The sequence below is a fragment of the Citrobacter sp. Cm038 genome (assembly GCF_030333105.1).
GTDB classification, from domain to species: Bacteria; Pseudomonadota; Gammaproteobacteria; order Enterobacterales; family Enterobacteriaceae; genus Citrobacter; species Citrobacter murliniae.
Genome location: NZ_JAOWGO010000022.1, coordinates 734,495 through 759,241, shown reverse-complemented (window position 1 = coordinate 759,241; position 24,747 = coordinate 734,495). Strand labels below are relative to the sequence as shown.

Here is a 24,747-nt window from a genome sequence, read left to right as displayed (position 1 = left end):
CGCCTAATCCGGCCTACACAATGCCGCTCTACCCTTCGAGATCCGCCAGGTCGCCTTTTTCCTGCAACCAGTTGCGGCGGTCTTCAGAACGCTTCTTAGCCAGCAACATATCCATCATCGCGTTAGTACGCTGATCGTCTTCGTCATCAATGATAAGTTGCACCAGGCGACGGGTGTTCGGATCAAGCGTAGTTTCACGAAGCTGCATCGGGTTCATTTCACCCAGACCTTTAAAGCGCTGAACGTTCGGCTTGCCTTTCTTACGCTTCAACTGCTCCAGTACGCCTGCTTTCTCTTCTTCCGTCAGAGCGTAATAGACCTCTTTACCGAGATCGATACGGTATAACGGTGGCAACGCCACATAGACGTGTCCATGTTTGACCAGCGTGCGGAAATGCTTCACAAACAACGCGCAAAGCAGCGTCGCAATGTGCAGGCCATCGGAGTCCGCATCCGCCAGGATACAGATCTTGCCGTAGCGCAGCTGGCTCAGATCGTCGCTGTCCGGATCGATACCGATCGCCACCGAAATGTCATGTACTTCCTGGGATGCCAGCACTTCATCAGAAGAGACTTCCCAGGTGTTGAGGATCTTGCCTTTCAGCGGCATGATCGCCTGGTATTCACGATCGCGCGCCTGCTTGGCCGATCCGCCTGCCGAGTCCCCTTCCACCAGAAACAGCTCTGTACGATTAAGATCCTGCGCGGTGCAGTCCGCCAGCTTACCCGGCAACGCCGGACCACTGGTGAGCTTTTTACGCACCACTTTTTTCGCTGCGCGCAGGCGACGCTGGGCGCTGGAAATGGCCATTTCGGCCAGGAGTTCTGCTGACTGCACGTTCTGATTCAGCCACAGGCTGAAGGCATCTTTCACCACGCCAGAGACAAATGCCGCGCACTGACGCGAAGAAAGGCGTTCTTTAGTTTGGCCGGCGAACTGCGGGTCCTGCATTTTTACCGACAGCACGTAAGCACAACGGTCCCAGATATCTTCCGCCGACAGTTTCACGCCGCGCGGCAAAATATTGCGGTATTCACAGAATTCACGCATTGCATCCAGTAACCCCTGACGCAGGCCATTGACGTGCGTACCACCCTGCATGGTAGGGATCAGGTTGACGTAGCTTTCAGTCAGCAGCTCACCGCCTTCCGGTAGCCAGAGCAGCGCCCAGTCAACGGTCTCTGTTTCACCGCTAAAATTACCGATAAACGGTTTTTCCGGCAGCGTTGGTAAACCATTAACGGCTTCGCACAGGTAATCATTCAGACCGTCCTGGTAGCACCAGCGCTGCTCGCTGTTGTTGACCTCATCCTTAAACGTGATTTCAACGCCAGGGCACAGAACCGCTTTAGCTTTCAGCACATGCGTTAAGCGAGAAACAGAAAAACGAGGGCTGTCAAAGAAGCTTTCATCCGGCCAAAAGTGCACGCTGGTACCGGTATTGCGTTTACCGCAGGTACCGACCACCTGTAAATCCTGTACTTTGTCGCCGTTTTCAAACGCGATGTTGTAGACCTGCCCATCGCGGCGCACATTCACTTCCACACGCTTTGAAAGCGCGTTGACTACGGAAATACCGACCCCATGCAAACCGCCGGAAAACTGGTAGTTCTTATTGGAGAACTTACCGCCCGCATGCAGGCGGCACAGGATCAGTTCGACCGCCGGAACGCCTTCTTCAGGGTGAATATCCACCGGCATGCCGCGTCCGTCATCAATGACTTCCAGTGATTGATCGGCATGTAAAATCACGTCCACGCGTTTTGCGTGGCCCGCCAGTGCTTCATCCACACTGTTATCAATAACTTCCTGCCCAAGATGGTTAGGACGGGTCGTATCGGTGTACATCCCTGGGCGACGGCGTACCGGCTCAAGCCCAGTGAGTACCTCAATGGCATCAGCGTTATAAGTTTGCGTCATGGTTTAAATTAGCAATTCGAATTGATCGTCAGAAACTGTGCAGTCCAAGGAAATCGACAATCTGGTTGAAATAATCTTCGAAGCCCGTGAATGCGTGATTCCCGCCCTCAATAACTGTCTGACGGCAGGAGGCGTAATACGCCACCGCCTGGCGGTAGTCCAACACTTCATCGCCCGTTTGTTGTAGCAACCAGAGCAAATCCGGCGCTTCCAGCGGGTCAATCTGCATGACTTTAAGATCGTAAATATGGCGAGACTCTAGCACATATTGCTGCCCGGTGTAGGGGTTCTCGTTTTGGCCGAGGTAGTCAACCAGCAGTTCATAAGGCCGCACAGCGGGGTTCACCACCACTGCAGGCAGCATAAAACATTGCGACAGCCAGGTGGCGTAATAGCCCCCCAAAGAAGAACCGACAATCCCCAGCGACTCTCCGCCATGCTCAAGGATAATAGATTCCAGCATTTCTGCCGCCTGGGCAGGATACGGTGGCAGTTGCGGTACGATCATCTCAACGTGCGGATGATGCTCCGCCAGCCAGCTTTTCAGCAGGCATGCTTTCGCAGAGCGAGGCGAGCTATTAAATCCGTGTAGATAGAGGAGCGTAGACATCAATAACCTTCTGAAGCTGTATCAGGGTGGAACCGATTACCCTGCAGACGACAGACCTGGGTTTGCAGTGTACCGTCAGCAAAAAGTTCCAGCGTACGCCAGCCTGGGCTTATCGTATCTAACGTGAAATTGGAACAATGAGGCTTAAACTGCACGCAGGTCGACGGCGTAGCCAGCAGGCGGCGTCCGTTCCAGTCAAGGTCCAGTTCCTGATGAATATGCCCACAGAGCAGGTACTTTGCGCGCGGATAGTTCACCAGCACGTTGTCCAGTTCGGCAGCGTTACGCAGGCTGTGCTGATCGAGCCAACTGCATCCCGCAGGAAGTGGATGATGATGCAAAAGCAGCAAGGTATTACGCTCAGGCACATCAGCGAGTTTGCGCTCCAGCCATTCGAGCTGAAATTCGCTTAACTCACCATGTGGGACGCCGAAAACCTGGCTATCCAGCAACAAAATTTGCCACTGTTCGCCAATGAAGACGCGCTTGGCAGGGGAAATTCCTGCCTCCTGAAGGGCGCTGTACATTGCCGGCTGAAAATCATGATTGCCTGGCAACCAAACGCAGGGCGCACGAAAACTTGCGATGCCCTCAGCAAAGTGCTGATAAGCCGCAGCGGATTGATCCTGCGCCAAATCTCCAGTCGCCACGATCAGATCGTATTCAGGCGACTCAGCATGTATTGCATCCAGTACGGACTGATAGCTATCCCAGGTATTCACACCCAGCAGCGTTTCATGCTTTTCGGCAAACAGGTGAGTATCTGTAATTTGTAAGATCCTGACTCTGGCCTCACCAGCCAAAGGAAGGGTTAACAGGCTTTCCAAATGGTGTCCTTAGGTTTCACGACGCTAATAAACCGGAATCGCCATCGCTCCATGTGCTAAACAGTACCGTAACCAGTCGGCCAGAAACTGATTAATTTGATGCTTTTCGTCGCGTTGATGCAACTTTTTATTTGGATAATCATACCGCGCTTTGAAGCGAAAGATCTGCTGGCTTGAACACACTTCAGCCACCCTCGCATCATGATACAGGCGTACGGTCAGCGATGGCAGGCTCCAGTAAGTAACGGCTGGCGCCGTCTGTTCGATCGCAACAAGCGTAGTGTATCGGGTCGATTCAACAATCGTTAACCGATATTGTGCGTTTGCCACCTGATAGCTCACTGTTTCGCCGGCTGCGTCATTGCGCGGCAACAGGCGGCGCAATTGCGAAAAGTTGGTCTCGCACAGACGCATCATTTCAGGGAAGTCAGGTGTGTAACGCTTCATTTTTTCCACTCAGTTTTTAACTCTTGATAGTGCAGCTGTAACCATTGCAAAGCGATGACAGAGGCCGCGTTGTCGATTATCCCCTCTTCTACCCACTGGTAAGCCTGTTCCCGGCTAACCACATGAACACGAATATCTTCGTTTTCATCCGCCAGACCGTGGATCCCGCTTGCGGTCGTGGCGTCCACTTCACCTACCAAAATAGACAGGCGCTCACTGGTGCCACCAGGGCTTGCCAGATAGCTCAGAACGGGCTTCGTCCGCTTCACATCCAGTCCAGCTTCTTCCATTGCTTCACGGCGGGCAACATCCTCAACGGTCTCACCTTCTTCGATCATCCCGGCCACCATTTCCAGTAGCCACGGGCTTTCGCTGGTGTCATATGCCGCGATACGAATCTGCTCAACCAGTACAACTTCGTCCCGCTTAGGGTCAAAGGGTAGCAAGACTGCCGCATGTCCGCGCTCAAAAATTTCGCGCTTTACCTCTTCACTCATTCCGCCGTTAAACAGTCGATGGCGGAACCGATAAAGATCCAGTGAAAAAAAACCGCGGTGTAGCGTTTCTCGTGCAATAATTTCTACATCATTTTTAGTGAAAGTCATTGGCAAGTTGTCTGGTTTACGCATCGTGCTGTCCTGATACCAATAGTGATTAAAATGTGAATTTCAAGGTCGTTTGACTGCTGTTTGAGCGCCCTTGTGTTAAATTGATGCAAATTAACGCCGTATGGCACGTAACGCCAACTTTTTGAAGTGGCGGATTCTGCTAGAATCAGCAATTATTTTTACAATTTGATCAGCGCTAAATACTGCTTCACAACAAGGAATGCAAATGAAGAAATTGCTCCCCATCCTTATCGGCCTGAGCCTGTCGGGGTTCAGTGCTTTGAGCCAGGCAGAAAACCTGATGCAGGTTTATCAGCAAGCACGCCTGAGCAACCCGGAATTACGTAAATCCGCCGCCGATCGCGATGCTGCATTCGAAAAAATTAACGAAGCGCGTAGTCCTTTACTGCCGCAACTGGGTTTAGGTGCCGATTACACCTACAGCAATGGCTACCGTGACGCAAACGGCGTTAACTCCAACGCCACCAGCGCGTCGTTGCAGTTGACTCAGTCTCTTTTCGATATGTCGAAATGGCGCGCCCTGACGCTGCAAGAAAAATCAGCAGGCATCCAGGACGTAACTTATCAGACCGATCAGCAAACGCTGATCCTGAACACTGCCACAGCCTATTTTAACGTATTGAACGCAATCGACGTGCTTTCTTACACCCAGGCACAGAAAGATGCCGTCTACCGTCAGTTAGATCAGACCACTCAGCGTTTTAATGTTGGTCTTGTCGCCATCACTGATGTGCAGAACGCCCGTTCACAATACGATACCGTACTGGCAAATGAAGTTACCGCACGTAACAATCTGGATAACGCGGTAGAACAACTGCGCCAGGTAACCGGTAACTACTATCCGGAACTGGCTTCGCTGAACGTTGATGGCTTTAAAACCAACAAACCGCAGGCGGTTAATGCCCTGCTGAAAGAAGCGGAAAACCGCAACCTGACCTTATTGCAGGCGCGTTTAAGCCAAGACCTGGCACGTGAACAAATTCGTCTTGCGCAGGACGGTCATTTACCGACCCTGGATTTAACCGCCTCTACCGGTGTTTCCGACACCTCTTACAGCGGTTCTAAAACCCGTGGTGCTACTGGTTCCCAGTACGACGATAGCAATATGGGCCAGAACAAAATCGGTCTGAGCTTCTCATTGCCGCTGTACCAGGGCGGGATGGTTAACTCTCAGGTGAAACAAGCGCAGTACAACTTTGTTGGCGCGAGTGAGCAGTTGGAGAGCGCACACCGTAGCGTGGTGCAGACCGTCCGTTCATCCTTCAACAACATCAATGCTTCTATCAGTAGCATTAATGCGTACAAACAAGCGGTTGTCTCTGCGCAAAGCTCTTTAGATGCGATGGAAGCAGGCTATTCCGTGGGTACACGTACTATCGTGGATGTGTTGGACGCAACCACCACGCTGTACAACGCTAAGCAACAGTTAGCTAATGCGCGTTATACCTATCTGATCAACCAGTTAAACATCAAGTCTGCGCTCGGTACGTTAAACGAGCAGGATCTGGTAGCGTTGAATAATACGTTGGGCAAACCGATTTCTACCGCGCCCGAAGCGGTTGCACCGGAAAACTCACAGCAAGACGCAGCTGCTGATGGCTATACCGCGAATAACGCGGCGCCAGCGGCCCAGCCGACTGCAGCACGTACAACCAGCAGCAGTAACGGCAACAACCCGTTCCGTAACTGATGCTGATGACGGGGCTTCGGCCCCGTCTGAACGTAAGGCAACGTAAAGATCCGCCCCTTCTTCCGCATTCTCGCCTCTTCCCGCTTCAATTTCGACCAGTCATCCACTATTCTGAGCAGTATTTACTACTGGGTCCTGGAAGACATAAATGAAACGGACAAAATCTATACATCACGCGTCATTCCGCAAAAGCTGGAGCGCACGCCATTTAACTCCTGTCGCTCTGGCAGTGACTGCTGTTTTTATGCTGGCGGGCTGTGAGAAGAGTGACGAAACAGTTTCGCTTTATCAAAACGCAGATGACTGCTCTGCAGCGAATCCGGGTAAAAGCGCCGAATGTACTACCGCATTCAACAACGCGCTGAAAGAAGCAGAACGTACCGCGCCTAAATACGCCACTCGCGAAGACTGTATCGCTGAATTTGGCGAAGGCCAGTGCCAGCAAGCACCAGCACAGGCAGGTATGGCACCGACCGGTGAAGGCCAGGCTCAGGCGCAGAACCAAAGCAGTGGCAGCTTCTGGATGCCGCTGATGGCGGGTTATATGATGGGTCGTATGATGGGCGGCGGAATGGGCGCTCAGCAGCCTCTCTTCAGCTCGAAAAACCCAGCCAGCCCGGCATACGGCAAATATACGGATGCAGGTGGTAAGAACTACGGCGCTGCACAGCCAGGCCGCACGATGACCGTACCGAAAACGGCAATGGCGCCAAAACCGGCAACCACATCAACCGTAACTCGCGGTGGTTTTGGTGAGTCTGTGGCAAAACAGAGCACCATGCAGCGTAGCGCAAGCGGTACCACCACACGTTCAATGGGTGGCTAATCTACATGGAAAGAATCAGTATTGTCGAGCGCCCGGACTGGCGCGATAAGGCCACCGAATACGGTTTCAACTTCCACACCATGTACGGCGAGCCATACTGGTGTGAAGACGCCTACTACAAGCTCACGCTTGCTCAGGTTGAAAAGCTGGAAGATGTCACTGCTGAGCTGCACCAAATGTGTCTCAAAGTCGTTGAAAGAGTCATCGCCAGCGATGAACTGATGACGAAGTTTCGCATTCCCAAGCATGTCTGGGGCTTTGTCCGCCAGTCCTGGCAGACCCAGCAACCATCGCTCTATTCGCGCCTTGATCTGGCGTGGGATGGCACTGGTGAACCCAAGCTGCTGGAAAACAACGCTGATACGCCAACGTCTCTGTACGAAGCCGCATTTTTCCAGTGGATCTGGCTGGAAGATCAGCTCAATGCAGGGAACCTGCCGGAAGGTAGCGATCAGTTCAACAGCCTGCAGGAAAAGCTGATTGAGCGCTTTACCGAGTTGCGCGAACAGTATGGTTTTCAGTTGCTGCACCTGACCTGCTGTCGCGATACCGTCGAAGATCGCGGGACTATTCAGTATCTGCAGGATTGCGCGGCCGAGGCGGAAATCGCGACCGAATTCCTCTATGTCGAAGATATTGGCCTTGGCGAAAAAGGTCAGTTCACAGACTTAGAGGATCAGGTTATTGCCAACCTGTTTAAGCTCTATCCGTGGGAGTTTATGCTGCGCGAGATGTTCTCCACCAAGCTGGAAGACGCCGGTGTTCGCTGGCTGGAACCGGCCTGGAAAAGCATTATCTCTAATAAAGCGCTATTGCCTCTGCTGTGGGAAATGTTCCCCAACCATCCGAACCTGCTGCCTGCGTATTTCGCCGAAGATGACTATCCGCAGATGGAAAAATTCGTCGTGAAGCCGATCTTCTCCCGTGAAGGCGCTAACGTGTCCATCATTGAGAACGGTAAAACGATCGAAGCGGTAGAAGGTCCGTACGGTGAAGAAGGAATGATCGTACAACAGTTCCATCAGCTACCGAAGTTTGGCGACAGCTACATGTTGATCGGCAGTTGGCTGATTAACGATCAACCTGCCGGGATCGGCATTCGCGAAGATCGGGCATTGATCACTCAGGATCTCTCTCGCTTCTATCCGCATATCTTTGTCGAGTAATGTGCGTGTGCCGGGTGGCGATTTCGCCTGACCCGGCCTTCACTCAATTACTGCGGGTAAAAATCAGCCTACCTGCACCGACAGCATACTCAGGCTACCCATCTCAATACCGTCCACCGGGATCGTGACAGGTTCTTTGCCATCCCATGCACCTAAAACGTACAGCAGCGGCAGATAGTGATCCGGCGTCGGGTTCGACAGCGAACCGCCTTCATGGTCGAGATAGATGATCAGTGGATGCTGCTCAACAGGTCCCTGCCAGGTCAGGTTTGCCTTCACATAATCATTAAATGAGGTCGCCCATGGGTATGGCGTATTCTCGCCGTGCCAACGTGCTGTCCGCAGGTTATGCACCACGTTACCGCTGGCAATCAGCATGATGCCCTCATCACGCAGCGCCGCCAGTTTGCGTCCTGTTTCAAAATGCCAGGCAGCAGGCTTAGTGCTGTCGATGCTTAGCTGTACCATCGGAATATCTGCATTCGGGTACATCTTGATCAACACACCCCATGAGCCGTGGTCGAAACCCCAGGCTTCTTTGTCTAACGTAACCGGTACGGGTGAAAGCAAATCCACCAGATGTTGCGCCAGTTCGGGTGAACCGGGAGCCGGATAATGGGTGTCATACAATGCCTGTGGAAACCCACCAAAATCGTGAATCGTTTTTGGTGCTTCCATGGCGGTCACGCCAGTCCCACGAGTGAACCAGTGCGCCGATACCACAACGATGGCTTTTGGACGCGGCAACGTTTCCCCCAGTTGCTGCCAGGCACGGGTATAAACGTTATCTTCCAGAACATTCATCGGGCTGCCATGACCCAAAAACAATGCTGGCATACGAGTTGAAGACATGATGATATCCTTACTGAGGGAGTCATTTTGATATCACCACAATACGCTTTTTCGGTTGATGAAGAACTCAGATAACCATGATGGAGATCATCAGTTATTTTGACGATCTGGCCGGATAGCAGATTGATAAGGAGTTGGATTTGTCGATGTCAGTACCTTTACTTCTGACTTTGCTGGCGGGGGCTGCCACCTTTATTGGCGCGTTTCTTGGCGTTCTGGGACAAAAACCCTCTAATCGCGTCCTCGCCTTTTCTCTGGGTTTTGCCGCAGGTATTATGCTGCTTATCTCCCTGATGGAAATGCTGCCCGCCGCGCTGGCCGCTGAAGGGATGTCGCCAGTACTCGGCTACGGGATGTTTATTGTTGGTTTGCTGGGCTATTTTGGTCTGGATCGCCTTCTGCCACACGCACATCCTCAGGATCTGGTGCAAAAAACAAAACTGCCTTTACCCAGCTCCATAAAACGTACCGCAATTTTATTAACTCTTGGCATTAGTCTGCACAACTTCCCGGAAGGGATTGCTACTTTTGTTACCGCCAGTAGCAATCTCGAACTGGGTTTTGGCATCGCCCTGGCTGTTGCATTACATAATATTCCTGAAGGTCTAGCCGTTGCCGGACCAGTCTATGCCGCAACCGGCTCCAAACGCACAGCGATATTCTGGGCAGGGATCTCAGGTATGGCGGAAATACTGGGTGGGGTGCTGGCGTGGTTAATTCTGGGTAGTCTGATTTCACCGGTTGTGATGGCAGCAATTATGGCCGCTGTAGCCGGTATTATGGTCGCATTATCAGTAGATGAATTGATGCCGCTGGCTAAAGAAATCGACCCCAATAATAATCCGAGCTATGGCGTGCTCTGTGGAATGTCAGTAATGGGGATGAGCCTGGTGATCCTGCAATCAATGGGCATCGGGTAATACAGATGGCGGATGTTACGCTGTAGTTCAGCCATCCGCCTCAACTACAGCAGAAATTATTCCTGATCCCTGACCGTGCTGCCATCTTCGCCCGTGCGACGAAAGAGCTTGTTACGTGCCTCCAGTAATGCATCTCTGTCTTGTCGAAACGCTTTGCAATAACGCTTCATATGGCAATAATAACCAACAGCAACGAGTGCAATTAATACAATCCAATACCAGGCAATAAACATTCTTTTACCCTTAAAATTTAACATCATTAAACATTTAACGTTAAAATTTCACATAACCTTATTTTGACCTACCCCTATAGTGGCATAATGTAGAAACAAATATATGATTTCGATCATATAAACCAGTAGACAAGGTCAATCACAGAACATGTATTAAAAAGAAAACAATGTCGAAACGATCACACTCCATAATAATATTTATTGTTCTGAAAATATCACTCACTTACTATCAAAAGTATTAAAGACACCGAATATTGATAATTTATATATTTCAAAAAACAAATAAATTATAAAGCTATGCTCTCCCCTATATTTTAATCAAGTCATACATCACTACAAACATAATATATTCATCGTCATTATATTTACAGGTAATATAAGGAGATATATCCATGTTTAAGCAATACCGTAAAAAACTACTGGTCGGTACTATTGCCCTGGCATGCGGATTAACCTCAGCAAATTCTTTTGCTGCAGGTTTTAAACCGGCACAACCAGCAGGAAATCTGGGCGCGGTAATTGTTGACCCTTATGGAAATGCACCGCTAACCGCATTGGTTGAATTAGACAGCCATGTCATTTCAGATGTCAAAGTAACCGTACACGGCAAAGGTGAAAAAGGAGTTCCCATTACCTATAACGTAGGCAAAGAATCGTTAATCACTTATGATGGCGTACCTATTTTTGGCCTTTATCAAAAGTTCGCCAATAATGTTACCGTTGAATATAAAGAAAATGGTAAACCGATGAAAGATGATTATGTAGTGCAAACTTCTGCCATCGTTAATCATTATATGGATAACCGTTCTATATCCGATCTGCAACAAACCAAGGTTATTAAAGTCGCGCCAGGTTTTGAAGATCGCCTTTATCTTGTAAATACCCACACCTTTACTTCCCAAGGATCAGATATTCACTGGCATGGCGAAAAAGATAAAAATGCCGGCATTCTTGATGCAGGACCTGCAGGAGGTGCACTTCCCTTCGACATCGCTCCGTTTACCTTCGTCGTTGACACAGAAGGTGAGTACCGCTGGTGGTTGGATCAAGAGACGTTCTATGACGGGCATGATGTTAATATCAATAAACGTGGTTACCTGATGGGGATTCGTGAAACGCCTCGCGGAACGTTCACAGCTGTACAGGGGCAACACTGGTACGAATTCGATATGATGGGGCAGATTCTGGAAGATCATAAACTGCCACGCGGCTTCCTTGACGCTACGCATGAGTCTATCGAAACGGTTAAGGGCACGGTATTACTGCGCGTAGGAAAACGCAATTACCGTAAAGAAGATGGAGTACATGTACATACCATCCGTGACCAAATCCTCGAAGTCGACAGATCCGGCCGCGTTGTTGACGTATGGGACCTGACAAAAATTCTCGACCCGCTACGCGATGCGTTACTGGGGGCACTGGACGCAGGTGCGGTATGCGTGAATGTCGACCTCGCTCATGCCGGTCAACAAGCAAAACTGGAGCCAGATACCCCTTACGGCGATGCTCTGGGTGTGGGGGCTGGCCGTAACTGGGCGCACGTCAACTCTATCGCCTACGACGCCAAGGATGACTCGATTATTCTTTCCTCTCGCCACCAGGGCGTCGTCAAAATTGGTCGTGATAAGCAGGTTAAGTGGATCCTCGCACCATCTAAAGGCTGGAATACAAAGCTGGCGAGCAAGCTGTTAAAACCGGTAGATGCGAAAGGTAATGCACTGAAGTGTGACGAAAATGGCAAGTGCGAAAACACCGATTTCGATTTTACCTATACCCAACATACCGCCTGGCTATCCAGTAAAGGAACATTAACCATCTTTGATAATGGTGATGGCCGAGGGCTTGAGCAACCAGCATTACCAACCATGAAGTACTCCCGTTTCGTCGAATATAAAATTGACGAGAAAAAAGGAACCGTCCAACAAATCTGGGAATACGGTAAAGAGCGTGGTTATGATTTCTATAGTCCCATAACTTCCGTTATCGAATATCAAAAAGACCGTGACACAATGTTTGGATTCGGCGGTTCTATTAATTTATTTGATGTTGGCAAACCGACAATCGGCAAGATCAATGAAATTGACTACAAAACAAAAGAAGTCAAAGTTGAAATTGATGTCCTTTCAGATAAACCCAACCAGACCCACTACCGGGCATTACCGATTCGTCCACAACACATATTTAAATAAAATCGTTGTATTAAGGATAAACTATGTCAGCTAAATGGATTACTTCATTATTTAAAAGCATGGTGTTAACTGCAGCGCTTGTCGCGCCTTTTACGGTGTCCGCTTTTACCGAAGGCACCGATTATATGGTTCTGGAAAAACCTATTCCTAATGCCGATAAAACATTAATCAAAGTATTTAGTTACGCCTGTCCGTTCTGCTACAAATACGATAAAGCCGTCACCGGCCCTGTATCAGATAAGGTTGCAGATCTCGTCACCTTTACGCCGTTCCATCTGGAAACTAAAGGTGAATATGGCAAACAAGCCAGCGAAGTGTTTGCCGTGATGATATCCAAAGATAAAGCAGCAGGTATTTCATTATTTGATGCGAAGTCACAGTTCAAAAAAGCGAAATTTGCTTACTACGCAGCTTATCATGACAAAAAAGAACGCTGGTCAGATGGCAAAGATCCAGCATCATTCATCAAAACAGGTCTGGATGCTGCAGGTATGAGCCAGGCAGACTTTGAAAGCACCTTAAAAGAACCTGCCGTTCAGGAAACACTAGAGAAATGGAAAGCGGCCTATGATGTTGCCAAAATTCAGGGCGTTCCGGCTTACGTCGTCAATGGTAAATACCTGATCTACACCAAGAGCATCAAATCCATTGATTCTATGGCTGAACTTGTCAGGGAACTGGCAGCGAAATAAACAGGGATAAGGCTATGGCTTTCATAAAGGGATTGTGGCGGAATTTACGTACTACGCCGGTTGATACTCTGGTGAGATGGCAGGAACACCGCTTTCTGTGGTTGTTTATGGCACTCGCAATGGGTGGGTTAATTATACTGGCGCACTCTTTCTTCCAGATCTATCTCTACATGGCACCCTGCGAGCAGTGTGTTTACATTCGCTTTGCCATGTTCGTGATGGTTTTTGGTGGGTTGATTGCGGCAGTAAACCCGAGAAATATCATTCTGAAGCTCATTGGCTGTATCGCGGCGTTTTACGGCAGCATCATGGGTGTTAAGTTCTCGATCAAGCTTAATAGCATTCATCATGCAGTACATAACCCAGACCCGGATTCACTGTTTGGTGTGCAGGGATGTTCCACCGATCCGACATTCCCTTTCAATTTGCCACTGGCAAACTGGGCACCAGAATGGTTTAAACCCACTGGAGATTGCGGGTATGACGCGCCTGTCGTTCCTGATGGCGTAACGCTTAGTAGCACACAGCAATGGTTTATCGATCTCTACCAGCAATCCGAAGGCTGGTATTTGATCCCGCCATGGCAATTTATGAATATGGCGCAATCCTGTTTGCTGGCCTTTGGTTTATGTTTAGCGTTTTTACTGGTGATGAGTTGTGCGTGGATACTCAAGCTGATCAGCGCAAAATAGCCTGGCCGCAGTAACAAAAAACCGAAGTCAGAAAACTGACTTCGGTTTTTTTATGCATCGCCACGACAGGCATGGCCAAAAACTCAGCTGGCTTTACGCTCGTGCGCCTGACGGTAAGCCACTAAATCTTCGATAGTGACAACTGCCATATTGTGCTTGCCTGCAAATTCGATGCACTCTGGCGCACGCGCCATGGTGCCATCATCATTGGTCAATTCACACAACACACCAGCCGGTTTAAAACCTGCCAGCGTCATCAGATCAATGGTGGCTTCAGTATGACCACCACGCGTTAACACACCGCCTGCCTGAGCGCGCAGCGGGAAAACGTGTCCCGGACGGTTCAGATCAGAAGGTTTCGCACCATCCTTAATCGCAGCGCGAACCGTGGTGACACGGTCAGCAGCGGAAACACCGGTAGTTACGCCTTCTGCAGCTTCGATAGTCACAGTAAAACCAGTACCGTAAGCACTGGTGTTATTTTCCACCATCATAGGCAGATCGAGCTGTTTACGGCGGTCTTCAGTGATGCACAGGCAGACAATACCACTGCCGTGACGGATGGTCAGCGCCATCTGTTCAACGGTCATGGTTTCTGCCGGGAAAATCATATCGCCTTCGTTTTCACGGTCTTCATCGTCAAGCACCATTACACCGCGTCCTTCACGCAGCGCAGACAGCGCATGTTCAACACGTTCGAAAGGCGTACCAAAAGAGGAAAGTAGCGTCTGATTCATGGTAAAAAAACCTCACTAAAATTATGGTTACCAGAATCAGGGCAGTCTTAGGAGTACCGTTTAAGCGGCAAAAAAATAACGTGAGCGGGTCCATGCCCGGCTGGATCGTTACTCTCTCCCATCCGGACTCTAACCGTCGGCCCCGGAATTACACCGGATCTGCTGACCTTTGAGTTTGCACTCAAAGCGCTCGCGGGCTTTCAACATCAGTTGATTTACCGCCGGTGGGGAATTTCGCCCCGCCCTGAGAATAAGCGGGTTAACTATAACGCTATTGATTACTGTCATCAACGCCTTTACTCGACTTAGCTTCACACAATTCTGGTTTATGCCTGTGCCATATCGCACTACAATAGGCAGCAACACGTACCAGTTCAGGGAAACCACCATGATTGACCCGAAAAAAATTGAGCAGATTGCTCGTCAGGTTCACGAGTCGATGCCGAAAGGGATCCGCGAGTTTGGGGAAGACGTCGAGAAGAAAATCCGCCAAACACTGCAGTCACAGCTGACGCGTCTGGATCTGGTTAGCCGCGAAGAATTTGACGTACAAACCCAGGTTTTACTGCGCACCCGTGAAAAGCTGGCGCTGCTTGAGCAACGTCTTACTGAGCTGGAAGCACGTGAAAAACCGGCCGAAGTTAAGCCTGCTCCGACGATCCCGCCAGTCGATCCACAAGAGTAAAAATGGCAACGGGCCGCAAGGCCCGTTGATCTGTTAGTGTTCCAGCTCTAATTTCTTCGCCTCTCTGGCCTGCTGGCAATAAAGTGCGTAGCGTTTGCAAAACCAGCTGCGATGTTCCTCATCCATGTTTCCAGTCACCGCCTGGATATCAACAGCGTGGCCCTCAGCCTGCATCCTGGCAAAACTCCGGGCCAGGAAATCAAAATTGTTCAGTGAATACATATTGCTGTTCATGAGCATACCCTCCAGTTATTGAATATCTGTTAAGGCTATATGCTTTTTCTGATCTCAGTATTTACCTATATGCGAAGCTGTTCTGTGCATTAAGTGCGCACATTAAAGGCCTTGCTTCACACTTTTCTACGAAATCTGTGAGGGGATAATCGTTGAGCCAATGAAGTCCAACGACGGCATTAAGATCACGAACAGTTCTCCAGGAAAATCTCTGTTTTGCGTAACCGATCCAGCAATAGAAAAGTGAGACGAGGAAGCCCTTGCGCCGCATAGACGCACACCAACAATCGCCTTGTCAGCAAGGGGTTGCAACGAGAAACCCCCTCTCGAAGAAGGGGCTTTAATAGGGAAAGGGTTATGATGAAGCGAGTCATCGTACTGGTTGTGCTGTTACTGATAAGTTTCCAGGCTTATTAACAGTCAATCAGAGGGGGAAAAATCCCCTCTCACCCTTATTCCTGCACTCAGGTTGAAAAAACAGCAGCGTCAACAGGAGGAAGCGCACCGCAACGAAAAGTTCGGCGCATTTCCGGCATTCATCACTTATCGCTGTCTTTCTGGATCTTTTTGATAATATTTGTTGTTGAGCAACCGTCTTCGAAGTTCAGCACCAGAACTTCACCACCGTTAGCCCACACCTCTTCACTGCCCGCAATCTCGTCTGGCTTATAATCACCGCCTTTCACCAGCAGATCCGGCAGAATGCCAGCAATCAGGCGTTGCGGAGTATCTTCTTCAAAAGAGACCACCCAGTCGACGGATTCCAGCGCACCCAGCACGATCATTCGCTGTTCGAGCGGGTTGACCGGACGGGTTTCGCCTTTCAGACGTTTGGTGGAAGCATCGCTGTTCACCGCAACGATCAGACGATCGCCAAGCTTACGCGCATTCGCCAGATAAGAGACATGGCCTGCGTGCAGGATGTCAAACACACCGTTGGTCATCACCACTTTCTCACCACGCTTACGGGCGCTGGCTACGGCTTGCTTCAATTCTGTTTCACTCATCACGCCAAAACCGGTCTCCGCCCGACCACGCACGGCGTTTTCCAGCTCAATAGGTGAAACGGTTGATGTCCCAAGCTTACCAACGACAACACCCGCTGCGGCATTAGCAAAATAGCATGCTTCCTCCAGCGTGTTACCTGCTGCAAGCGTTGCCGCCAGCACGCCGATAACCGTATCCCCCGCACCGGTAACGTCATACACTTCCTGTGCCTGGGTTGGCATATGCAGCGGTGCTTTACCCGGCTGCAACAAGGTCATGCCCTGCTCAGAGCGCGTTATCAGCAGTGCGGAAAGGTCGAAATCAGCAATCACCTTCATACCACGTTCAACGAGGTCGTCTTCGCTTTTGCACTTACCGGCAACAGCTTCAAACTCAGACAGGTTCGGCGTCAGCAGCGTCGCACCACGATAGCGCTCAAAATCAGTGCCTTTCGGATCAATCAGCACAGGAACGCCAGCATTACGCGCCAGTGCAATCATCTGCTGTACGCTGGCCAGAGCGCCTTTGGCGTAATCAGAAAGTACCAGAGCACCAATTGAACCCAGAGCCTGGTTAATACGTTCATGCAGCGGCTGCGGATCCACACCTTCAAAGCCTTCCTCAAAGTCCAGGCGAATCAGCTGTTGGTTGCGGGAAAGTACGCGTAGTTTAGTGATTGTCGGATGCGTCGGCACGGAAACAAAGTCACATTTCACGTTCACATCAGCCAGCGTTTTACTCAGCGCACGAGCCGCATCATCAATACCGGTCAGCCCAACCAGACGAGAATTCGCTCCCAGAGAGGCAATGTTCATCGCCACGTTTGCCGCGCCGCCTGGACGTTCTTCAATGGTATCCACTTTGACCACCGGCACCGGCGCTTCTGGCGAAATACGGCTGGTAGGCCCGTACCAGTAGCGATCCAGCATCACATCACCGACAACCATGACTCCTGCACGTTCAAACTCTGGCAGCGTTACTTTCATTCCTGTCTCCTGAGAGATTCTCTGAGGGTCTTAAAATTTGCGCGCGATAATAGCACACTTCACTCAGCAACCAGCCACTTCTGCCAGCTACTCCGCACCAGTGAGCGCTCTGCACTAAAGCACTCCGGCGCGACATGTCCCGGAAGCTCCTGCAGAGCAAGGTGGTGAAGCTCATCACGCAACGTCGTGTAGGCGCGGGTAAGCGCCAGTGCTTCCTGCTCATCCATAATGTCGTTCTGCGCCAGTAATTCCAGAATGCGCACATTATCCGACCAGCGCGTCAACTTCGGTTTTTCATGGGCATAGCGCAACACCAGATATTGCGTAATAAACTCAATATCGGTGATCCCACCTTCATCGGCTTTGATATCAAAACGATCGCGATGTTTATTGCCCAAATGTGCACGCATTTTCTCACGCATTTCGCGCACGTCAGTCTGTAAAGTTTTCCCGTCGCGGGCGAGTGTCATGATATCGCGGCGCACCGCGTCAAACTGAGAGGTCAATTGCGGGTCGCCATAAACCACACGAGCGCGTACCAGTGCCTGATGCTCCCACGTCCAGGCTTCATTGCGCTGATAATCGGCGAAGGCTTCGGTGGATGTTACCAGCATTCCTGCAGCACCGGATGGGCGCAGCCGAGCATCCACTTCATACAAAATGCCGGAAGAAGTACGGGTGCTGAAAAGATGCATAATGCGCTGCGACAAACGCAGATAAAACTGCCGACCGTCAATCTCACGTTCACCGTCAGTCATCACATCCATCGGGCAATCATGCAGGAAGATCAAATCCAGATCGGAGCTGTAACCCAGCTCCCAGCCACCCAGCTTGCCATAACCGACAACGGCAAAACCACGACCATCGCGATCGCCAAGATGGGTTGGTTGCCCATAACGGGCGACCATTTGCATCCAAGCCTGCTGCACCACGGCATCAATAATGGCTTCCGCCAGCCAGGTCAGATGGTCACTCACTTTCATCACCGGTAGCGTACCAGCGATATCAGCCGCTGCGATACGCAGCAGTTGCGTTTGCTTAAACTGACGCAGCGCTTCCAGTTGCTGTTCTTCATCATCTTCCGGCACACGCAGTAAATACTGGCGTAACTCGTCACGATAAGCGTCGGTTGCGGTTGGTTGGTACAAGGTATTAGGGTCAAGCAGCTCGTCAAGCAGCAACGGATACCGCGCCAGCTGGCTGGCCACCATCGGCGAGGCGGCACATAACGAAATCAAATGCTTCAGCGCGCCAGGGAATTCACTCAGCAGCTCCAGATAGGTGGTGCGGGTGACAATGCCCACCAGTAGCGGGGTAATACGCGACAACGGTACGGAAGCATCATCGCGGGAACAGACATCGCTCAGCAGGTGCGGCATCAAATGATCCAACACCTGTCGCCCCCGTGGGCCAATCGTACGTTTATCCAGCTCTTTGCGAAAATCCGCAATAAGAGCCAGCACGCGGCGACGATCGTCATCCGCCAGATGCGTCAGCACTGGTGTGGTGTCATCTTCCTGCAACGCGTCCTGCCAAAGTTCACGCCACTGTTCCGACAGCGACTCTTCCTGTGTATCAGTTTCATCATCGCCAATTAATTCGTTAAATACCCGACGCACGTTGCCCATATGTATTGCCAACGTATCGGTTAACTGCTGCCAGTCATCCGCCCCCATACCCCATGCCAGGCGGGCCCTATTTAGCTCATCACCCGGCAGCGTCTGGGTCTGTTCGTCATTGATGCTCTGCAGCAGATTTTCCAGACGACGTAAAAAGAGATAGGCGGTTCGCAGGTGTTCCGCATCATTATCAGACAGCAGATGCAGTGCATTGATCGCACTAAGCGTAGGGAGTAACGAGCGGGATTGCAGCGAGGGTTCGCGCCCGCCGCGAATGAGCTGGAATACCTGAACGATAAATTCGATTTCACGAATGCCGCCCGCCCCCAGCTTTATGTTGTCCTTCAGGCCGCGCCGGCGGACTTCACGGGCAATCATCCCTTTCATGTTACGCAGAGATTGAATCACGCTGAAATCGATGTAGCGACGGAAAACAAAAGGCCGCAGCATAGCGCGAAGCTCGCTGACGTAGGTGCCGTCAGCATCCCCCATAATACGCGCTTTAACCATCGCGTAACGTTCCCAGTCACGCCCCTGCTCCTGGTAGTAATCTTCCAACGCAGAGAAACTCAGTACCAGCGGACCACTGTCGCCAAACGGACGTAAACGCATGTCCACCCGATAGACAAAACCATCCATCGTTGGCTGATCCAACACTTTGATGAGGCGCTGTCCCATGCGGGTGAAAAACTGCGCGTTATCCAGTTCACGCCGCCCGCCCTGCGTAGATCCATGTTCCGGCCAGGCAAAAATCAGGTCGATATCAGAGGAAAAATTCAGCTCGCCCCCGCCCAGTTTCCCCATGCCTAAAATCAGCAGCGGTTGCGCAACGCCGTCCGAATTACAGGGTGTTCCCCATTCTCGACAGCAGGCGTCATACAGCCAGTCACGCGCTGCGATAATCAACGTCTCCGCCAGATGACTTAACTGTTGCAAAATACTCTCTTCAGCCACCAGCGACAGCGTCTGTGCCCAGGCAATACGCACCATGATGCGACGACGGAACAGTCGAAGCTCGCGCATTAACGCCGTTTCATCGTGTACGTCTGACAGCGCGCGCTGTAACCAGGCGGCATAGTGCTGCCATTCATCAGCCTGGACTGGCGCGCTTTCCAGCTCCTTTAGCCACTCAGGATGAGCAATAATGCTATCGCGGACAAAATCGCTGAATGTAAGTACTGACTTCGCCTGAATACTCAGCGATGCCTCAGGAAGTGCTGTTGGCAGACGCTCAACAACGGTCGGCCAGTACTGCTGTAATGGTGAAGAGAGCTGCTTCATTTAAGGCTTATCCTTTCAATGATGCCGGATGGCTATGTTTCTCCTTATCCGGACTACATGATACATGCACCTATCGCGTAGGCTGAATAAGTAGAGCACCATCAGGCATCCCTGCTTCGGCTCTGATTAACGTTTTCCGCTATGCAGCCAGAACGGTTCCTGAGAGATCGCTTCATTGCGGAAGTGTTCAATTTCAATATGTTGACGGGTTTTGATGGCATGAAGTAAACCCTGCCAGTTGGCAATCCATTCCGACGCGACATGTTCGTCGTAGTATCCCGCCAGCATCAGAACGCTATCAATGTTGCGGCTCAGACGCGGGATCTGATCGGTATATTGATCGCCCAACGGCTGACCAAAAACAGTTTTCAACTCAGCCGCATGACGTGAAAGATGGGTATCAGAAAAACGCTTGAAGGAATCGGCAATTTTGCCCTGCGCCTTAGCATCCAGAAACGGTTGCCACGCTTTGGTCACTAACCATTCGGTAAGCGCCAGTTTTGCCATCGCCGTTTGCGTACTATACACCGCTGAAACAGCAGAAACTTCCGAGGCAATGGTCGCTTCCGACTGGGTCAGTAAATCACGTAAGTGAGCGCTCGCTTTACGCGGAACATTACCGCCAAACAGCATCAGGATGTGACGAACCAACCCCATCGCCGCCAGCACCTCGGCTTTCGCCCCTTTGATACCGCGAACCCACAACTCTTCATGGTACTGCCATTGTGACAGCGCCAGCTCCAGCGCAACTTCCAACCCTTGTTCAATGCTCGCCTTCGCAGGCACTTTCAGAATGCTCGTGGGTTTGAGTTCGCGTGGCGCATTTCCCTGAGCCAAATGATAACCGCGTGCCGCCTTACTCAGGCTGCCCTGGCGTAAACCCGTTTGCGAAACCAGTTGGTTCGCCAGCTTCAGCACTGCACGGGTATCGCCGCTTAAGAGCTCAAGTTCCAGCTCACAGATAGGCTCAGCGAACTCTCCCGCCTTCACGTCCCCAAGGTCAAGGGCGATTTCAATCTGGCTACCGTCAACATCAAGGCGCCATTTCTCACGGTAAAAATCGGTGCTAAACAGCGGTTGTACCTGGGAAGCGAGATCGGCTGGCAGCTCGCCATTGGGCCAGATTTCCACAGGAAACTGTGCGAGATCCAGCACTGGTTCACTCAGCGCAATGTTATATTCCGGTCGCTGATGCAGGCCGCCCGTCACTCTTCCGGCAATTTTCATGGTCATTTCATAACAACCATTCTCACCGCGAATACGCAGCCCCATATCGTGAGCACGCAGCCACGCATCCGGCGTTTCGTAATAAATATTCAGTAACTGGCTGGGCGCATGGTGCTCTCCCCCCAGCGTATTCAGATGTTCACGTAGCGCATCTACGGCATCACTATTGACGATAAACTTTAATTCGATTTCCTGGGCCATGATCTTGTACTTATGGGTTATGTCACAGTTGAGAAGACAGACTGCGAACTAAGTGCTTTCTTAATTGTCAGTAGATAGTATTTTGCGCCAAATTGCCATGCAACGGACAATTTGACGGGCGTAAAAGTTTCGAGTGGTGGCAAAAAGGACACAGATGATTCCGATTGATGTCTAATGCTTTGCGTAGAGACACTGTTGCCACTACTATCGTTCCACTTTCTATGACAACAACGACAGCCTGATGCCAAAATTACGCCTGATTGGATTAACTTTACTCGCACTTAGCGCCACTGCCGTCTCCCATGCCGAAGAAAAGCGCTATGTTTCTGACGAACTGAACACCTGGGTCCGCAGTGGTCCAGGAGATAACTATCGCCTCGTGGGTACGGTTAACGCCGGCGAGGAAGTTACGCTATTACAGACCGACGCCAGCACCAACTACGCGCAGGTCAAAGACAGTACCGGGCGTACCGCCTGGATCCCACTGAAAGAGCTGAACAGTACGCCAAGCCTGCGCACCCGCGTCCCGGACTTAGAAAATCAGGTTAAAGTTCTGACCGATAAGCTCACTAATATCGATACCACCTGGAATCAGCGCACCGCCGATATGCAGCAAAAAGTGGCGCAAAGCGACAGCGTGATCGATGGATTGAAAGCAGAAAACCAGAAGCTGAAGAACGAGCTTATTGTGGCACAAAAGAAAGTCAGCGCAGCCAACCTTCAGCTTGATGACAAGCAGCGTACCATCATCATGCAGTGGTTTATGTATGGCGGCGGCGTGCTAGGACTCGGTCTGCTGCTCGGTCTGGTGCTGCCACATATGATCCCAACACGTAAACGCAAAGATCGCTGGATGAACTGAATCGCCTTCTCTGCCACACTGACATATTATTAAGGGATTAACTTTTTCAAAAGGAAAGTGGCGTGAAGATTTATCTGGTCGGTGGTGCTGTTCGGGATGCGTTATTAGGGCTACCGATTAAAGATAAAGACTGGGTTGTTGTCGGTACCACGCCACAAGAGATGCTTGACGCGGGCTACCAGCAGGTAGGCCGCGATTTTCCTGTTTTTCTCCATCCGAAAACTCGTGAAGAGTATGCGCTGGCGCGTACCGAAAGAAAATCAGGCTCAGGCTATACCGGTTTTACCTGTTATGTCGCTTCAGACGTGACGCTGGAAGCTGATCTCCAACGACGAGACCTGACGATAAACGCCCTGGCTCGCGACGATGACGGGGAAATTATCGACCCGTATAACGGACGTAGCGATCTCGAAAACCGCCTGTTGCGCCATGTTTCTCCAGCCTTTAGCGAAGATCCGCTGCGTGTGCTGCGTGTGGCGCGCTTTGCTGCCCGCTATGCACATCTTAGTTTTCGTATCGCCGACGAAACGATGGCGCTGATGCGGGAGATGACCCACGCAGGGGAACTGGAGCACCTTACGCCAGAACGTGTGTGGAAAGAAACTGAGAGTGCCTTAACCACCCGCAATCCGCAGGTCTTTTTCCAGGTGCTTCGCGATTGCGGTGCCTTACGCGTACTGTTTCCTGAAATAGACGCTCTGTTTGGCGTACCGGCACCGGCAAAATGGCATCCAGAAATCGATACCGGAATACACACCCTAATGACACTGTCGATGGCCGCCATGCTGAGCCAGGAAGTTGACGTGCGTTTCGCCACACTTTGTCATGATCTTGGTAAATCACTCACACCGCCCTCACTCTGGCCTCGCCATCACGGCCATGGCCCGGCAGGTGTTAAGCTTGTAGAGCAATTGTGCCAGCGTTTGCGCGTACCAAATGACATTCGTGATTTAGCCAAACTGGTGGCCGAGTTTCACGATCTCATTCATACCTTCCCGATACTGCAGCCGAAAACCATCGTTAAGCTATTCGATTCCATCGATGCCTGGCGTAAACCACATCGTGTGGAACAAATAGCTCTGACCAGTGAGGCCGATGTGCGTGGTCGAACCGGTTTCGAAGCGGTAGATTACCCGCAAGGCCGCTGGCTGCGCGAAGCCTGGCTGACAGCGCAGGCAGTTCCTACAAAAGATGTCGTCGAAGCAGGATTTAAAGGACCGGCAATTCGCGAGGAGTTGACCCGACGTCGCATTGCCGCAGTAGCGGCCTGGAAAGAGCAACGTTGCCCGAAAACGTAATAACTGACGCAGCGTTCAGCGCTTACCCAGCAGGCGTGGCCGGATAAGACGCGTAAGCGTCACCATCCGGCACCATGGCAAACTCAGAAGAACACAACGTAAACAGCGGCAGCCACAATAAAGCGGTAAATCGCAAACGGAATGAACGAAATACGTTTAATCAATTGCAGGAAGGTTTTGATCGCCACCAGCGCCACGACAAAAGCCGTCACGAAACCCACAGCAAACATAGGAATATCAGCTGTCGTCAGGAACGACCAGCTTTTGTAGAGATCCAGCGCCGTTGCGCCCATCATCATCGGTACTGCCAGCAGGAACGAAAATTCAGATGCGGCATAACGACTCACCCCCATCAGCATCCCACCAGAGATGGTCGCACCAGAACGCGAAAAGCCAGGCCACAGAGCCAGACACTGGAAACAACCGATCATAAATGCCTGACGATAAGTCATATCATCCAACCCCGGTGCTCGCGGTTCCTTGGGTTTCAGGCATTCTGCAGCAATCAACAACAAACCGCCGACCACCAGTGCGTACATAACGTTAATTGGGTTAAACAGCGACTTAATCATGTCGTGGAACACTAATCCCAACACGACTGCCGGAATCATCCCCAGCAAAATATGTCCCAACGTCAGACGTCCTTTGCCAGTGCCTTCATGCGGGGTTTTGCCGAAATGGATGCCAATCAGGCCAAACAAACGCCGCCAGAACATCACCACAACTGCCAGAATAGATCCCAGTTGGATCACCACCTCAAATGTTTTTGCGGTATCACCTTCAAACCCCAGCAGATGACCAACAATAATCATATGGCCTGTACTGGAGACAGGTAAAAACTCCGTCAGCCCCTCAACCACACCCAAAATGGCCGCCACCAGCAGCGAGTGCATATCGCTCATCAATAAACCCCTAAATAAAAAAAAACGGACAATA

General features: G+C 50.9%; 24 protein-coding genes and 1 riboswitch. Of the genes, 11 read left to right on the top strand and 13 right to left on the bottom strand.

The window, feature by feature from the left end; all coding sequences use genetic code 11:
• Positions 1-28: 28 nt before the first annotated feature.
• The 5 genes from parE to nudF are packed head-to-tail and all read right to left on the bottom strand — an operon-like array spanning position 29 to position 4,434.
• Positions 29-1,921, bottom strand: coding sequence for a DNA topoisomerase IV subunit B (gene parE / locus OGY01_RS14945; protein WP_045447608.1), 1,893 nt, complete (start codon positions 1,919-1,921; stop codon positions 29-31).
• Positions 1,922-1,949: 28 nt separating this feature from the next.
• Positions 1,950-2,531 (bottom strand): esterase YqiA, encoded by a 582-nt coding sequence (yqiA, locus tag OGY01_RS14940; RefSeq protein WP_045447611.1) that lies wholly within the window; start codon positions 2,529-2,531, stop codon positions 1,950-1,952.
• Complete coding sequence (gene cpdA, locus OGY01_RS14935; RefSeq protein WP_045447614.1) at positions 2,531-3,358, bottom strand: 3',5'-cyclic-AMP phosphodiesterase; 828 nt, start codon at positions 3,356-3,358, stop codon at positions 2,531-2,533. Before cpdA ends, yqiA begins: the two co-directional genes overlap by 1 nt.
• Positions 3,359-3,382: 24 nt before the next feature.
• The gene (locus OGY01_RS14930; RefSeq protein WP_005123087.1) at positions 3,383-3,805 is read right to left on the bottom strand and encodes a DUF1249 family protein; all 423 of its coding nucleotides are present in this window, start codon (positions 3,803-3,805) and stop codon (positions 3,383-3,385) included.
• Positions 3,802-4,434 (bottom strand): ADP-ribose diphosphatase, encoded by a 633-nt coding sequence (gene nudF / locus OGY01_RS14925; protein WP_286493288.1) that lies wholly within the window; start codon positions 4,432-4,434, stop codon positions 3,802-3,804. The genes OGY01_RS14930 and nudF overlap by 4 nt, the downstream gene beginning before the upstream one ends.
• Positions 4,435-4,639: 205 nt before the next feature.
• On the opposite strand from nudF, the gene tolC reads away from it, so the two are divergent.
• From tolC to OGY01_RS14910, 3 genes are all read left to right on the top strand, one after another.
• Entirely contained in the window at positions 4,640-6,124 is a 1,485-nt protein-coding gene (tolC, locus tag OGY01_RS14920; RefSeq protein WP_045447624.1) for an outer membrane channel protein TolC, read from the top strand.
• 148 nt (positions 6,125-6,272) lie between these two features.
• Complete coding sequence (locus OGY01_RS14915; RefSeq protein ID WP_045447627.1) at positions 6,273-6,950, top strand: DUF1190 family protein; 678 nt, start codon at positions 6,273-6,275, stop codon at positions 6,948-6,950.
• Between the two features lie 5 nt (positions 6,951-6,955).
• Entirely contained in the window at positions 6,956-8,116 is a 1,161-nt protein-coding gene (locus OGY01_RS14910; RefSeq protein WP_200010008.1) for a glutathionylspermidine synthase family protein, read from the top strand.
• Positions 8,117-8,179: 63 nt separating this feature from the next.
• On the opposite strand, the gene ygiD is transcribed toward OGY01_RS14910, so the two are convergent.
• Positions 8,180-8,968, bottom strand: a complete 789-nt coding sequence (gene ygiD / locus OGY01_RS14905; RefSeq protein ID WP_286493287.1) for a 4,5-DOPA-extradiol-dioxygenase — start codon at positions 8,966-8,968, stop codon at positions 8,180-8,182.
• Positions 8,969-9,114: 146 nt separating this feature from the next.
• Between ygiD and zupT the strand changes: the two genes are divergently transcribed.
• A complete protein-coding gene (gene zupT, locus OGY01_RS14900; protein WP_286493285.1) occupies positions 9,115-9,888 on the top strand; it encodes a zinc transporter ZupT in 774 nt (257 codons plus the stop codon).
• A 56-nt stretch (positions 9,889-9,944) separates the two neighbouring features.
• Here the strand turns inward: zupT and OGY01_RS14895 are convergent, their stop codons facing one another.
• Positions 9,945-10,121: a hypothetical protein gene (locus OGY01_RS14895; protein ID WP_071829036.1), complete on the bottom strand. Its 177-nt coding sequence runs from the start codon at positions 10,119-10,121 to the stop codon at positions 9,945-9,947.
• Between the two features lie 392 nt (positions 10,122-10,513).
• Here OGY01_RS14895 and assT point away from each other — a divergent pair, with 392 nt between their 5' ends.
• Genes assT through dsbI form a run of 3 tightly spaced genes read left to right on the top strand, consistent with a single transcriptional unit; the run spans position 10,514 to position 13,694 of the window.
• On the top strand, positions 10,514-12,310 hold the full coding sequence (assT, locus tag OGY01_RS14890; RefSeq protein WP_048220536.1) for an arylsulfate sulfotransferase AssT: 1,797 nt from the start codon (positions 10,514-10,516) through the stop codon (positions 12,308-12,310).
• 23 nt (positions 12,311-12,333) lie between these two features.
• Positions 12,334-13,002 (top strand): thiol:disulfide interchange protein DsbA/DsbL, encoded by a 669-nt coding sequence (locus tag OGY01_RS14885; protein WP_045447642.1) that lies wholly within the window; start codon positions 12,334-12,336, stop codon positions 13,000-13,002.
• Positions 13,003-13,016: 14 nt separating this feature from the next.
• On the top strand, positions 13,017-13,694 hold the full coding sequence (gene dsbI / locus OGY01_RS14880; protein ID WP_200010012.1) for a protein-disulfide oxidoreductase DsbI: 678 nt from the start codon (positions 13,017-13,019) through the stop codon (positions 13,692-13,694).
• 83 nt (positions 13,695-13,777) lie between these two features.
• Here the strand turns inward: dsbI and ribB are convergent, their stop codons facing one another.
• On the bottom strand, positions 13,778-14,431 hold the full coding sequence (gene ribB, locus OGY01_RS14875; protein ID WP_003828424.1) for a 3,4-dihydroxy-2-butanone-4-phosphate synthase: 654 nt from the start codon (positions 14,429-14,431) through the stop codon (positions 13,778-13,780).
• 106 nt (positions 14,432-14,537) lie between these two features.
• A riboswitch (FMN riboswitch) is annotated at positions 14,538-14,687 on the bottom strand.
• Between the two features lie 132 nt (positions 14,688-14,819).
• Between ribB and ubiK the strand changes: the two genes are divergently transcribed.
• Entirely contained in the window at positions 14,820-15,116 is a 297-nt protein-coding gene (ubiK, locus tag OGY01_RS14870; protein WP_286493284.1) for a ubiquinone biosynthesis accessory factor UbiK, read from the top strand.
• 33 nt (positions 15,117-15,149) lie between these two features.
• Here the strand turns inward: ubiK and glgS are convergent, their stop codons facing one another.
• Complete coding sequence (glgS, locus tag OGY01_RS14865) at positions 15,150-15,356, bottom strand: cell surface composition regulator GlgS (protein ID WP_136345237.1); 207 nt, start codon at positions 15,354-15,356, stop codon at positions 15,150-15,152.
• 351 nt (positions 15,357-15,707) lie between these two features.
• On the opposite strand from glgS, the gene OGY01_RS23690 reads away from it, so the two are divergent.
• Positions 15,708-15,767 carry a type I toxin-antitoxin system Ibs family toxin gene (locus tag OGY01_RS23690; protein WP_353622514.1) on the top strand — a complete coding sequence of 20 codons (60 nt, stop codon included), beginning with the start codon at positions 15,708-15,710 and terminating at the stop codon, positions 15,765-15,767.
• Between the two features lie 122 nt (positions 15,768-15,889).
• On the opposite strand, the gene hldE is transcribed toward OGY01_RS23690, so the two are convergent.
• The 3 genes from hldE to OGY01_RS14850 form a co-directional block, all read right to left on the bottom strand.
• Positions 15,890-17,323, bottom strand: a complete 1,434-nt coding sequence (gene hldE / locus OGY01_RS14860; protein ID WP_045447661.1) for a bifunctional D-glycero-beta-D-manno-heptose-7-phosphate kinase/D-glycero-beta-D-manno-heptose 1-phosphate adenylyltransferase HldE — start codon at positions 17,321-17,323, stop codon at positions 15,890-15,892.
• A gap of 59 nt (positions 17,324-17,382) precedes the next feature.
• The gene (gene glnE / locus OGY01_RS14855) at positions 17,383-20,223 is read right to left on the bottom strand and encodes a bifunctional [glutamate--ammonia ligase]-adenylyl-L-tyrosine phosphorylase/[glutamate--ammonia-ligase] adenylyltransferase (protein ID WP_200010013.1); all 2,841 of its coding nucleotides are present in this window, start codon (positions 20,221-20,223) and stop codon (positions 17,383-17,385) included.
• A gap of 126 nt (positions 20,224-20,349) precedes the next feature.
• Positions 20,350-21,651 (bottom strand): CYTH domain-containing protein, encoded by a 1,302-nt coding sequence (locus OGY01_RS14850; RefSeq protein ID WP_286493282.1) that lies wholly within the window; start codon positions 21,649-21,651, stop codon positions 20,350-20,352.
• A gap of 241 nt (positions 21,652-21,892) precedes the next feature.
• Between OGY01_RS14850 and OGY01_RS14845 the strand changes: the two genes are divergently transcribed.
• On the top strand, positions 21,893-22,513 hold the full coding sequence (locus OGY01_RS14845; protein WP_045447669.1) for a TIGR04211 family SH3 domain-containing protein: 621 nt from the start codon (positions 21,893-21,895) through the stop codon (positions 22,511-22,513).
• A gap of 62 nt (positions 22,514-22,575) precedes the next feature.
• Positions 22,576-23,811 (top strand): multifunctional CCA addition/repair protein, encoded by a 1,236-nt coding sequence (locus OGY01_RS14840; RefSeq protein ID WP_286493280.1) that lies wholly within the window; start codon positions 22,576-22,578, stop codon positions 23,809-23,811.
• Positions 23,812-23,894: 83 nt separating this feature from the next.
• Here OGY01_RS14840 and bacA read toward each other — a convergent pair whose 3' ends face one another.
• On the bottom strand, positions 23,895-24,713 hold the full coding sequence (bacA, locus tag OGY01_RS14835; RefSeq protein WP_045447674.1) for an undecaprenyl-diphosphate phosphatase: 819 nt from the start codon (positions 24,711-24,713) through the stop codon (positions 23,895-23,897).
• Positions 24,714-24,747: the final 34 nt, after the last annotated feature.